Genomic DNA, 11898 nt, shown 5'->3' with positions numbered 1-11898 from the left:
TCATGACCCGGATCAGGCGGCTGTTTCCGGGTCTTGCTGCCATTCATCGCCGATAATGGTTTCCCGGTAGCCCCGCCAACTGGCGTAGCCAATCACCGGCAAGGTGACGATAAAGCCCAGAAACAGCGTCAGAAAGCCCACTAAAACGGACCCCAGAATAATCAACGCCCACAGCAGCATGGCAGCCTTGTTTTTCAGGACAGCATTGATACTGCTCAGTACGGCGGTAATCGCATCCACATCCCGATCCATGATCATGGGCAGGGAAAACACGCTGGCAGCGTAAACGATCAAGGTAAACAACAAACCGACAACAGAGCCGATGATCAGGAATGTTAGCAATTCCGAAAAGTCAGGGCTTCGCGCCATGGGTAGGAAAATATTGACGATGGCGGCAGCTCGCGCCCAGACCAAAAAGATGACCAACAGGGCAAAAGCAAACACCATCTGGTTGCCGAGGCGTTTCCTGCCCTGTTTCAGACAGAACCCGATGCGGGGTTTCATGCCGCGATCAAGTTGGCAACTGACGGAATACAAGCCCATGGCCAGTGCGGGGCCAAGAAACACAAAAGCAGAGAACAAGACGATGAGCATGGTGAAACTGCCCACTTGCCATGACCATAAGGCAATCACCCAACTGGCCAGCATGAAAAGCGAACCGTATGCCATGCTCAGTAGTGGAGTCTGCTTAAAGTCCTGCCAGCCTTGTTTTAACCAGCGCAGGGGGGCGGTTGGGGTAAGCTGACGGCAAGGGGCAACAAACGGCCGCAAACGGGGGCTTTCTGTTGCTTCAGGTTCATGAATATTGTTGTCGGTTTTTTCTGTGGGTGACATAGCGTAATTCTCCTCCTCTGGTTTCTATTGCTGAGAATACACCAGAAAGGGCAGGTTCGCTTACTTAGTGGGCTGCCAGCTTGCCCAAAACATGGCTGACAGCGATGAAAGCAAAACTCGCCGTCACTGTCGTTACTGAGCCGATGCCTCCCGCGCAACTCAGGTCACAGGCGCTTGCACCATCCGCTCGTTCGGGCAAGGTCATGGCTTCTTCCGACCACACAGCGGGCACGTCAAAGCGGCGTTTGGGGTTGCTGCTGAAACCGTAATGCTGGCGTAGTTCCTTGCGCACTTTCGAAAGCAAGGGGTCTTGCACGGTTTTGGTTAGGTCGGTCAGGCGGATTTTGCTGGGGTCTTTTTGCCCACCCGCGCCACCGGCAGTAATCAGGCGGATTTTGTTGCGGCGGCAATAAGCAATCAGGGCGGCTTTGGTGCGGGCATTGTCGATGCAATCCAGCACGTAATCGAATTCCGGGCGAATGAGGTTCGCAAGATTGTCCTTGTCGATAAAATCTTCAACAAGATGCAGTTGGCAGTTAGGGTTTATGTCGAGGCAACGTTCCCGCAATACCTCGATTTTGGCACGGCCTATGGTGCTGCTGAGTGCAACTAACTGACGGTTGATGTTGGATTCGCTGACATTATCCAGATCAATCAGGGTCAGTGTACCAATGCCACTGCGGGCAAGGGCTTCAACGGCCCAGGAGCCTACGCCACCCACACCGATGATGCACACATGGGAACGGGTGAAGCGGTTAAATGCCGCTTCACCGTAAGTACGGACGATGCCACCAAAACGGCGGTTAACATCCATGTTATCCATTATGCAGCGTAAGGGTCGCGCAGGATAATGGTCTGGTCACGGTCAGGGCCTGTGGAAATGATGTCGATCGGGGTTTCGACCACTTCTTCCAGACGCTTGAGGTAGGCTTTGGCGTTGGCAGGCAGCGCGTCATAGTTGGTAACACCAAAGGTGGATTCACTCCAGCCCGGCATGTCTTCGTACACCGGTACGCAACGCTCGAACGCATCGGTATCTACTGGTGGTACGTCGATAATCTTGCCATCCAGCGTGTAGCTGGTGCAAATGCGCACAGTTTCCATGCCGTCGAGTACATCCAGCTTGGTGATGCACAGGCCGCTGATGGAATTGATATTCATGGCGCGACGCAGGGAAACCGCATCGTACCAGCCGCAACGGCGCGGACGCCCCGTGGTGGAACCAAATTCATTGCCTTGCTTGGCGATGTAAGCACCCACGTCATCAAACAACTCGGTCGGGAAGGGGCCAGAACCAACACGCGTGGTGTAGGCTTTGGTAATGCCGAGGATGTAATCAATGTGGCGAGGGCCAATACCAGAGCCAGTACAAGCGCCGCCAGCCGTGGTGCTGGAGGAGGTCACGAATGGGTAAGTACCGTGGTCGATGTCCAGTAACGTGCCTTGTGCACCTTCGAGCATGACATCTTGACCGGACTTACGCAGTTCAGATAAACGGTTAGGGATGTCGGCAATCATTGGCTTGATGATTTCGGCCATTTGCATGGCTTCAGCCAGTACCGCGTCTACGTCAACTGCATCGCACTTGAAGTAGTTAACCAGTGTGAAGTTGTGGTATTCCATGATGCTGCGCAGTTTGATTTCAAACTGTTCCGGGTTCAGCAAATCGCCAACCCGCAGACCACGGCGGGAAATCTTGTCTTCGTAAGCTGGGCCAATGCCGCGCCCGGTTGTGCCGATCGCTTGTTTGCCACGGGCTTTTTCGCGGGCAGCATCCAACGCAATGTGGTAAGGCAGGATCAGTTGGCAGGCTTCGGAAATTTTCAGACGGTCACGTGCAGGTACGCCACGCGCTTCCAGCATTTCGATTTCCTTGAGCAGCGCATCAGGGGCGACGACGACACCGTTGCCAATCATGCACTCGACACCTTCACGCAAAATACCGGAAGGCACCAGATGCAGCACGGTTTTTTCACCGTTGATGACCAGTGTATGCCCGGCATTATGCCCACCCTGAAAACGAACTACGGCGGAGGCATTTTCAGTCAGCAGATCAACGATCTTGCCTTTGCCTTCATCACCCCACTGAGTGCCCAATACAACGACGAATTTTCCCATGTCAGTCTCGCTCAAATATGCCAAAAGATGTTAGTAAGTTTCAAATAGCCACGATGCGCCATTGGCCATCGTGCTGGGTTATTTGTTGGGTGCAACCCAGTGCAGCCGGGTCGTGTACCTGGCCTTCCAGTGCACGGATTACCCGTTGCTGCTGTCCGCGCAATTCACGAATCAGTTGTTCCAATGCTGCATCTTGCGCTGCTGGGGCAAAAATGGCTGCTGGTTTAGCGGTCTGCTGTAAGCCAAAGGTGGCCAGCGTGCGCAAATCAGTACTGAAACCCGTCGCAGGCCGGGTACGTCCAAAGGCTTCACCGATGCCATCATAACGCCCCCCGCGTGCGACTTCACGCCCCATACCAGGTGTATAAATGCCATACACAATGCCTGTATGGTAGTCGTAACCGCTCAATTCAGCCAGATCAACATGAATATTGCACTGGGGGAAGTGGGTGGTGATGCGTTCTGTCAAGGTACGCAGATAAGCCAGTGCCTCACGAACTTCTGGGTGGGCATTGGCAAACAGGGTTGTGGCTTGATCTAGCACTTCGACAGAACCGTTGAGACGTGGCAATTGTTGCAGGCAAGCACTCACCTCAGTCGGGAGCTTGGCTTGTGCCAGCCATGCGTCAATCTCGGGCAGGGATTTGCGTACCAGCATGTCGTAGAAATCAGTTTCCTGCTGCTCGCTCATACCCGCTTCCCGCGCCAGCGTGCGGAAAATGCCAACGTGACCAATATCGAGCAAGGGTTGGGGTACTTGGCAATGCGCCAGCGTTTCGAGCAATAAGGAAATGACCTCGAAATCGCTGTCCAACCCAGCATGACCGAACAATTCTGCCCCGACTTGCAGCGGGGAGCGTGAGCCGTCATGGATGCTGCGGGTACGCAATACGCTGCCCATGTAACACAGGCGGTTGGGGTGATCGGTTTGCAGCTTGTGGGCATCAATGCGGGCAATTTGTGGGGTCATGTCAGCACGTACCCCCATCATGCGCCCGCTCAACTGGTCGGTCAGCTTGAAGGTTTGTACATCCAGATGCGTGCCGTGCCCGGTACGCAGGGATTCCATGAACTCCACCAACGGTGGCATAACCAGACGGTAGCCCCAGGTGGCATACAGGTCGAGCAGGCTGCGGCGCAGTTGCTCCAGCGCTTCGGCTTCATCGGGCAGGGCTTCGCTGATTCCGTCAGGAAGTGCCCAATAGTGGTGAGTATTCAGCATGGTTTCAGCTATTCAGTCAAAAAGAGCAGTAGGATACCAGCAATTACACTTACCAGACCAATGGTTCGTAAGGTTTTGTCAGGTAATTTGAGTAATTCGCGGTAGGCTTGTTTAAGGCTGGAAGGGCTTAAGAATGGCATAAGCCCCTCCAGTATTAGCAGGAGGGCAAGGGCAGTTAACAAATCGTTCCAGTTAAATGCCACGGATCAGTTTATCGAGCCGCTTGATTTTTGAAATAGCGGAAGAACTCGGAATCAGGTTCCATGACCATAATATCGCCGTTTTTACCAATGGAGTTACGGTAAGCGCCCAGACTCCGGTAGAAGGAGTAGAACTCTGCATCCTGCTGGTAAGCACGGGTGTAAATATCAGCAGCTTTGGCATCACCTTCACCGCGAATAGTTTCCGATTCCTTGTAAGCTTCTGCTTTGAGGATGGTAGCTTCCCGGTCAGCCGTGGCTTCGATCTTGGCAGCTTCTTCCTTACCGCGTGAACGGAAGTCCTGCGCTACCCGTTGACGGTCAGAACGCATCCGGTCGTAAACGGAGTCGCTAACTGTATCCGGGAAGTCGATCCGGCTGACGCGCACATCGATGATTTCTATCCCTAGTTGCTTGGCAACTTCATTGGATTTGTTTTCCAGCCCTTGCATGATGTTGCCACGTTCGGCAGACAATGCTTGTTCAATCGTGCGGCGGCTGAATTCGTTACGCAGGCCATCTTTCATGAGCTGTTCTAGGCGGTTTTCAGCGTCGCCGATTCGTCCACCGCCAGTCGCACCATAGAAGGCAGCTACATTTTGAATACGCCATTTGACGAAGAAATCAACGGTCACATATTTTTTCTCGCCTGTCAGAAATTGTTCTGGTTTAGAGGTGAGTGTTTGGATACGTGCCGGGAATTTGCTGACGGTATTCACAAAAGGTAGACGGAAATGTAGCCCAGGTCCAATGTCTGCATTCACAATTTCACGGAATTTGAACAGGATGGCTTTTTCGCGCTGGTCAACAGTGTACAGCGTGTTATAGAGCAGTAAGGTAATCAGGCCGATCACGCCTACAATCATATTTTTAATATCCATTAGCGGCTCTCCCTGATGACCGGTTCACGGGCTTGGCGCACAACATCATTATTACTACCACCAGTTAAGGGAGCCGCAGTGTTGTTGCTGTTGTCGAGGATCTGTGCAGCTTGTCCCGCCACTGCGGCGGGCACGGTGTCGTTAACGGGTGTTTCGGTTTGTGAACCTAGTTTATCCAGTGGTAGATACATCAGGTTGTTGCTGTTTGTGCTATCAATCATGACCTTGCGGCTTGCTGACATGACTTCTTCCATCGTATCCAGATAGAGGCGCTCACGGGTAATCTCTGGTGCTTTGCGGTACTCACCTACCAATTGGGTAAAACGTGCTGAGTCACCTTCGGCTCTGGCAACAGTTTCCTGACGGTAAGCTTCTGCATTGGCCTTGACACGTGCAGCTTCCCCGCGTGCTTCTGGGAGAATGCGATTGGAATAGGTTTCAGCTTCATTTTTGTAACGATTAGCATCTTCCCGTGCTTTATTGGCTTCGTCAAAGGCTGCTTTAACCGCATTGGGGGCTTCAGCATAGGTTAGGTTAACCGTGATGACTTGTAAGCCTACTTTGTAGCTGTCTAGCACTTGTTGCATCTGACTTTGGATCGCAATAGCGATTTGTTCCCGTCCTTCTTTGAGGATGAAGTCCATATCATTGCGTCCGATCACTTCACGGGTCGTGCCTCGCAGCACTTGGTAGAGTGTTCCCTGTGATTGATCCGTTGTGGAGTCAGGGTTTAGAACGTTGAATGCATAGTCTTCTGGGCTACGTACCTTGTATTGTGCTGAGACGGCGATTTCAACGATGTTTTCGTCTTTGGTCAGCATGATACTGCGGTCTTGTGAGCTACGGTTTTGTTCAACGTCGATGACTTCAACCGTTTCGACAGGGTAAGGCACGCGCCAATGTAGACCTGCTCCAGTGGTTTCCTGATACGCGCCAAAACGTAATACTAAACCTTGTTGGCGGGCATCAACGGTATAAAATCCTGATAGTAACCAGCCAGTGACTAGTACACCTGCCAGGAATATCACACCTTTGCCACCTTGATTGCCAGGGTCGCCATCTCCACCTGAACCACCAAATAAGGTGCCAAGTTTTTGGTTGAGTTTGCGAATCAATTCTTCGGGATCATTGCCACCTGATCCGCGCTTTTTGCCAGACCATGGATCTTGTTGATTACCACCCGGTTCGTTCCAGGGCATAGTGTCAGCTCCTAAATAAATTTCAACGCGGATCATAACAGATTAGGAATGACAGTTCCCAACTCACCCTGAAAAAATGGGTTGAAATGTAGATGATGTTGTCTTTTTAGTAGTGTAGTGGTGAATATGGCAATATAAGGAAATGATTGAGTGTGATGAAGTTTTAATGGTGAATGTGATGGACGTCATGGAAATCTACCCAGAACAGCTATATTATTTGTCGACTTAACCCTAAGTGTCATTATCTGGATACCATTATGATGTCCGAAGCATTACTTGCTCAGCAGATGCAGGGGACAATCTCCCCTATCCGTCAGTGTCCTACTTTTCATCGCCTTAATCTGGAGTATGTAGCCTTTTTACGGGGGTTGCAGCCACCCAATATTGCTAAGCTATTGGATAATGGCATACGCGGTAATTTGCACCAGTCAAGTAAGAGTGGTGAGGAGATGTCAAGTTTGCATGCGGAGATGGAGTGGCAGGCAACCACTATCTTCAACCAGAGCCTGCAATTATTACAAGATAAAGAGCATTTTCGTAAACGATTATTGGCTAATAGTAACGGCAGTTTTGTCTTGTATCGGGCTGGGATGAGTGCTGATTTAGCTAGTAAGAAATTATCTGAATCTTTGGTTGTGTCTGATACTGGTGTATCACAGCGGATTTTGTTGGCAGAACAGTTGCTTATAGATGCGCTGAGCGTTAATGAACATAATTACCGTGCCCATTTTGAGCTTGGCTGGATATATTTGTTTTTGTTGGATAAGTTGCCGGAATCTACTTTTCACTTGACGTTTGCCATGCAGCAGGCTGATGTTTGCAACCCACAATTTGCGCAGTTTGTACGACGTCATCTAGCGGATGCTTGGTATGGTTTGCAGAAATTTGGAGAGTCTGCTGAGCTTATGATGTCTGTTCTACCACATGCTTTGCCTGGTGATTTGGAAGTTCGTTATGAACTGTCGCGTTACTTAGCAGCTAGTGGTGAAACTCAGGCTGCTGCACAGCAGTTAGCGCAAGTGGTAGGTCGCTCTCCATTATATTATGTGCAGGCTCAGGTAGAACCGGACTTTGCTGGGAATTCGGAGTTGGTTGGTGTATTGCAAGATCTACGCAGTGTGCGAGTGCAACGCATTCAACATTATGTTCATGCTCAATGGCAGCAAAATGCGTTGGCGAGCTTGGCTTTGCCAGATCAGATTGATTCTGGTGCACTGTTTCAGCAAGTTGTTGAGCAGCATGAGCGGGTTATGACGCATTTGCCATATGTGACCCTTAGCCAGCGTGAGCAGCAAATTGGCGCCAGAATTCTGGCTGCCTCACAGCAGCGTATTATCCGCGAAGTGCGTTTGCGTTCACGTCATTACGAACAAGTGGCGGAGAAGGAGCGGCAGCGCTGGTCATGGATAAATCAGACTGGTGGATTATTAGTGCATTTGTCTACTATTTTGTTGCTGGCTTCTTTAATGTTTTATTTGCTGCGTTTTGTGTTGGATCTATTCGGCATCGGTAATTTACTGGATGCCGATGCAATGGTCAGCAACATTCTTGGTAGTATGTTGCTGTTGGGCAGCGCTGGCACCATGCTGCTTCAGTTTGTGCCTTGGGGCATGAAAAAGTTGTTAGTGAAGCAGATGGAATTGGATAATACGGTTAGTTTTTTGAAGTCTTCTTCCTAGCCATCAATAGACTTAGCATCAATAACATGTTTATCCAACCAATATTGCTTGAACCTGCACCACCTGGATAACTCACGCGTGGGTTATCGGATTGTGCGACTGTTGCTTGTGCATAAGGTGGAGGTGCGTATTGCTGTATCCAGTTTGCGTAGCTGGAAACGCGGGTATAAATGCCGTACTTTCCTGGGATGGCACAACCCTCACCTTGACTAACAATACCGATCTGACGGTAAACGCCATTCTGTTTGATCATTAATGGGCCACCGCTATCACCAACGCAGGCATCCCGTTCACCTTGTGGATACCCAGCACATAACATGCCTGATTGAATTCTGCCATTATATGAGGCAGGGAGATTACATACCTCGTTGGGGACAATCGGAAGGGTGACTTGCTGCATCTGCGTGGGGTAATTGCCGGGATAACCATTGGTGGCTTTGGCTGTACGTGCTCCCCAGCCAACGACTGTGGCGGCTGTGCCTGGTAATGGATTGTCCGCATAGGTTGGCATGGTTGCCCCTTCCTGTGGTGTTTCTAGCATCAAGAGGGCAAGGTCGTTAGTGCCGTTGCTCATGTTATAGTTGGGGTGAACTATAATCCGCTGTATGCGTATGTGACGGCCATTAGGTGAGTCAAGCCCCGTTGCTCCTGAAAATACGATCAGGTCAGGTGTGCCGTATTCATAATATAAGCCTTCAGCTTCACCTTTGATGCAGTGTGCGGCAGTTAGTACCCATAATGGATGGATTAGGTTGCCACCACAGAGTATTTGCCCATCCCGTGCAGTTTTAATGGCAATCACTGATGGCCAGGCATTCTGTCCAACTTGATTACCCCCTACAATACGCATAGTAAGGTCGTTGGCGTTTGCTGGTTGCAGGTGCAACAACACTAGGAAAAGCAGCCCTAGTAATTTATACATTCGAAATCCCCTATTAACGTTATCATTTAGCCCAACGATTACGACCATCAGATTCCACAAAATACTGCACACGGATGAAAAATTATTATGAGTTTTATTCTAATAACAGGTAATGCTACTCTGGATATTGTCAATGTGGTTGATCATTACCCACATGAAGACGAGGAAATGCGTGCCTTGCAACAGTGGACAGAAACGGGTGGTAACGCCGCCAATATGGCGCAAGTGCTGGCTGCTCATTTGCACCGCTGCGATTTTGTCGGGGTAATAGCGGATGATGCCGATGGTCAACGCATTGCCACGCGCTTGGCGGAAAAGTCGGTCGGTTTGGATCACGTCCGACATTTACCTGGTTTATCGCCAGTTTCCTACGTTACCCTGAACCAGAAAAATGGCAGCCGCACCATTGTGCATCACCGTGAGTTGGCTGAGTTGTCCGCCGAGGATTTTTGCGGTATCCCGGTGGAACGTTACGACTGGCTGCATTTTGAGGGGCGCAATGTGGCAGAACTCAGCAAGATGCTGGCATATGCCCGCGAGAATATTTTCGATCAGCCGATTTCACTGGAAATTGAAAAAGTCCGCGATGGTTTGGAGGATTTGATTGAACAGGTGGATCTGGTGATGTTTCCGCGAGCGTATGCGCAGGCACAAGGCTTTGTTGATGCGGAAAGCTTTTTGCGCGATCGGCAGGAAAAGCATGGCAAGGTGTGGATGACGTGTACGTGGGGTGCGGCGGGGGCGTGGGCGATTGACCAGCTTGGAGTGGTATTCCATGCGCCTGCTTTGCCTGTCAATGTGGTGGATACGCTGGGGGCGGGGGATGTGTTTAACGCTTGTTTGGTACATGCGCTAGCTACCGGGCAATTGTTGGAGGAAGCCTTGCGCCATGCGGTCAAGATGGCAGGGCGCAAGGTGTCACAACAGGGTTTAGGCGGTTTCCTGTTGCCGTAGCGCGTAGAATTCGCGCACAAATACCTCAAACGTTCCGGCTGCAATCGCTTCGCGGATGCCGCGCATCAGTTCCTGATAGTAATACAGGTTGTGGATGGTGTTGAGGCGGGCGCTGAGGATTTCCCCGCATTTGTCGAGATGGCGCAAATAGGCACGGGAATAGTGCTGGCAGGTGTAGCAGCCGCACTTTTCGTCAATTGGGCGGGTGTCATTTTGATACTGGCTGTTGCGGATCTTCAGTGTACCGTTGCGGGTAAACAGGAAACCGTTACGGGCATTGCGGGTAGGAATCACGCAATCGAACATGTCCACACCGCGCTTCACCGCTTCCACGATGTCTTCCGGTTTGCCAACACCCATCAGGTAGCGGGGGCGGTCGGTTGGCAGTTCGGGCAGGGTGCATTCCAGCACTTTGTCGCGTTCGTCTTTGGGTTCGCCGACGGATAGGCCGCCAATCGCGTAGCCGTCGAAGCCGATGTCGAGCAGGCCGTGGGCGGAAACCTTGCGCAGTTCTTCATACATGCCGCCTTGCACGATGCCGAACAGGGCGGAGGGGTTGCCTTGGTGCGCATCCTTGCTGCGTTTTGCCCAGCGCAGGGAAAGTTCCATCGACTCGCGGGCTTGGGTGTGGGTGGCGGGAAAGGGCGTGCATTCGTCGAAAATCATCACGATGTCTGAACCGAGGTCGCGCTGCACTTGCATGGACGATTCCGGGGTCATTAGCACTTTGCTGCCATTGACGGGGGACTGGAAGCGCACGCCTTCTTCGGAAATCTTGCGCATTTCTGCCAGTGAGAATACCTGAAAGCCGCCGGAATCGGTGAGGATCGGCTTTTCCCAGTGCATGAAGTTGTGCAAATCGCCGTGCAATTTCACGATCTCGGTGCCGGGGCGCAGCATCAGGTGGAAGGTGTTACCGAGGATAATTTCTGCACCTAAGCCTTGCAGTTCTTCCGGGGTCATGGCTTTGACCGTGCCATAGGTGCCGACGGGCATGAAGGCGGGGGTTTCTACCGTGCCACGCGGGAAAGTGAGGCGTCCGCGCCGGGCGGCTCCGTCGCTGGTGAGCATGTCGAACTGCATGTGGGACATGGGGGTTCCTTGGTTTGCAGGGAAAGAGGGGGATTTTAGCGAGTTGGGGGTGACGGAGCAAATTGGTTTGATTGAGGGCATATGGCGCTTACAGCAATTACTGGCGAAGGATGGATGGTGTTACAACCGTAAAACCATTGCCAACAGCATGAAACGTCAAGGACTAGTAGCCAAAGCTGCACGGAAATTCAAGGCAACCACCCATAGCCGCCATTCGTTGCCCGTGTCACCCAACCTGCTGGAACAACAGAGTGATTGGTTGGGCAATGGATCAACTCATGACCGCTGACTTGGTTTGTGATGCCCTGCAAATGGCACTCTGGAAACGTAAGCATCCCAAGGGCGTGATTGTCCATTCCGACCGTGGCAGCCAATATTGCTCCCACGCTTACCAACAACTGATACAACAGCACCAACTGCATGGCAGCATGAGTGCCAAAGGCAATTGCTATGACAACGAGGGTGTAGAAAAACCCGAATCTGATCATCCCATCCAGATCGGGCAGTCATTTTTTTGAACATCCCAAACGACCGGGCGTTTTTTTCAGCGTTGCCGACTTCCTGCTTCCCCATAACGCCCTGAATGCCACCTGATACGCTCAATACGGTGCATTTTTGCGTGTTTGGCAGCATCATTTCCCCCTTCATGCGACATACCCGTAATGTGCCAGCTTTTCGAGGTTGTGCATCAGGCAAAACAGTTTCCATTGCCCGTCCACTTTGGCTTTGCTGCGCAAGGTGAAGCGGTGCAGGCGTTTGTTGCCGCGCAAGTTCCCAAACACGGGTTCGACGGTGGC

12 protein-coding genes and 1 pseudogene are annotated in these 11898 nt (G+C 51.5%); 3 read left to right on the top strand and 10 right to left on the bottom strand.

What is annotated here, in order from left to right; genetic code table 11:
- Positions 1-12: 12 nt before the first annotated feature.
- The 7 genes from Q394_RS0113670 to hflK form a co-directional block, all read right to left on the bottom strand.
- Positions 13-834, bottom strand: coding sequence for a DUF2189 domain-containing protein (locus Q394_RS0113670; protein WP_051543445.1), 822 nt, complete (start codon positions 832-834; stop codon positions 13-15).
- 64 nt (positions 835-898) lie between these two features.
- Entirely contained in the window at positions 899-1648 is a 750-nt protein-coding gene (gene tcdA, locus Q394_RS0113665) for a tRNA cyclic N6-threonylcarbamoyladenosine(37) synthase TcdA (protein ID WP_245606794.1), read from the bottom strand.
- A gap of 8 nt (positions 1649-1656) precedes the next feature.
- Positions 1657-2952, bottom strand: a complete 1296-nt coding sequence (locus Q394_RS0113660; RefSeq protein WP_028489763.1) for an adenylosuccinate synthase — start codon at positions 2950-2952, stop codon at positions 1657-1659.
- A 40-nt stretch (positions 2953-2992) separates the two neighbouring features.
- Complete coding sequence (locus Q394_RS0113655; protein WP_028489762.1) at positions 2993-4174, bottom strand: ATP phosphoribosyltransferase regulatory subunit; 1182 nt, start codon at positions 4172-4174, stop codon at positions 2993-2995.
- A gap of 8 nt (positions 4175-4182) precedes the next feature.
- Complete coding sequence (locus tag Q394_RS22015) at positions 4183-4377, bottom strand: DUF2065 domain-containing protein (protein ID WP_028489761.1); 195 nt, start codon at positions 4375-4377, stop codon at positions 4183-4185.
- A gap of 8 nt (positions 4378-4385) precedes the next feature.
- Complete coding sequence (hflC, locus tag Q394_RS0113645; protein ID WP_028489760.1) at positions 4386-5255, bottom strand: protease modulator HflC; 870 nt, start codon at positions 5253-5255, stop codon at positions 4386-4388.
- The gene (gene hflK / locus Q394_RS0113640; RefSeq protein WP_028489759.1) at positions 5255-6454 is read right to left on the bottom strand and encodes an FtsH protease activity modulator HflK; all 1200 of its coding nucleotides are present in this window, start codon (positions 6452-6454) and stop codon (positions 5255-5257) included. Before hflK ends, hflC begins: the two co-directional genes overlap by 1 nt.
- A gap of 257 nt (positions 6455-6711) precedes the next feature.
- Between hflK and Q394_RS0113635 the strand changes: the two genes are divergently transcribed.
- A complete protein-coding gene (locus Q394_RS0113635) occupies positions 6712-8133 on the top strand; it encodes a hypothetical protein (RefSeq protein WP_156946876.1) in 1422 nt (473 codons plus the stop codon).
- Here the strand turns inward: Q394_RS0113635 and Q394_RS20405 are convergent.
- On the bottom strand, positions 8108-9055 hold the full coding sequence (locus tag Q394_RS20405) for a serine protease (protein ID WP_051543444.1): 948 nt from the start codon (positions 9053-9055) through the stop codon (positions 8108-8110). The genes Q394_RS0113635 and Q394_RS20405 overlap by 26 nt on opposite strands.
- Positions 9056-9142: 87 nt before the next feature.
- Here Q394_RS20405 and Q394_RS0113625 point away from each other — a divergent pair, with 87 nt between their 5' ends.
- On the top strand, positions 9143-10009 hold the full coding sequence (locus Q394_RS0113625; RefSeq protein WP_028489757.1) for a PfkB family carbohydrate kinase: 867 nt from the start codon (positions 9143-9145) through the stop codon (positions 10007-10009).
- On the opposite strand, the gene tgt is transcribed toward Q394_RS0113625, so the two are convergent.
- Positions 9986-11092, bottom strand: coding sequence for a tRNA guanosine(34) transglycosylase Tgt (gene tgt / locus Q394_RS0113620; RefSeq protein WP_028489756.1), 1107 nt, complete (start codon positions 11090-11092; stop codon positions 9986-9988). The two genes, Q394_RS0113625 and tgt, sit on opposite strands and share 24 nt — an antisense overlap.
- 85 nt (positions 11093-11177) lie before the next feature.
- On the opposite strand from tgt, the pseudogene Q394_RS22010 reads away from it, so the two are divergent.
- Positions 11178-11571, top strand: a pseudogene (locus Q394_RS22010) (DDE-type integrase/transposase/recombinase); the annotation flags it as partial.
- A 174-nt stretch (positions 11572-11745) separates the two neighbouring features.
- On the opposite strand, the gene Q394_RS23105 reads toward Q394_RS22010, so the two are convergent.
- Positions 11746-11883 carry a transposase gene (locus tag Q394_RS23105; protein ID WP_084260302.1) on the bottom strand — a complete coding sequence of 46 codons (138 nt, stop codon included), beginning with the start codon at positions 11881-11883 and terminating at the stop codon, positions 11746-11748.
- Positions 11884-11898 lie beyond the last annotated feature (15 nt).

It is taken from the genome of Thiothrix lacustris DSM 21227, from assembly GCF_000621325.1.
In the GTDB taxonomy this organism is placed as follows: domain Bacteria; phylum Pseudomonadota; class Gammaproteobacteria; order Thiotrichales; family Thiotrichaceae; genus Thiothrix; species Thiothrix lacustris.
This window is presented reverse-complemented; position numbering and strand designations above follow the sequence as displayed.

Coding starts and splice junctions, on each gene's coding strand:
- Q394_RS0113670 (WP_051543445.1), bottom strand. CDS start 834: ATGTCACCCACAGAAAAAACCGACAACAATATTCATGAACCTGAAGCA.
- tcdA (WP_245606794.1), bottom strand. CDS start 1,648: ATGGATGTTAACCGCCGTTTTGGTGGCATCGTCCGTACTTACGGTGAA.
- Q394_RS0113660 (WP_028489763.1), bottom strand. CDS start 2,952: ATGGGAAAATTCGTCGTTGTATTGGGCACTCAGTGGGGTGATGAAGGC.
- Q394_RS0113655 (WP_028489762.1), bottom strand. CDS start 4,174: ATGCTGAATACTCACCACTATTGGGCACTTCCTGACGGAATCAGCGAA.
- hflC (WP_028489760.1), bottom strand. CDS start 5,255: ATGGATATTAAAAATATGATTGTAGGCGTGATCGGCCTGATTACCTTA.
- hflK (WP_028489759.1), bottom strand. CDS start 6,454: ATGCCCTGGAACGAACCGGGTGGTAATCAACAAGATCCATGGTCTGGC.
- Q394_RS0113635 (WP_156946876.1), top strand. CDS start 6,712: ATGATGTCCGAAGCATTACTTGCTCAGCAGATGCAGGGGACAATCTCC.
- Q394_RS20405 (WP_051543444.1), bottom strand. CDS start 9,055: ATGTATAAATTACTAGGGCTGCTTTTCCTAGTGTTGTTGCACCTGCAA.
- Q394_RS0113625 (WP_028489757.1), top strand. CDS start 9,143: ATGAGTTTTATTCTAATAACAGGTAATGCTACTCTGGATATTGTCAAT.
- tgt (WP_028489756.1), bottom strand. CDS start 11,092: ATGCAGTTCGACATGCTCACCAGCGACGGAGCCGCCCGGCGCGGACGC.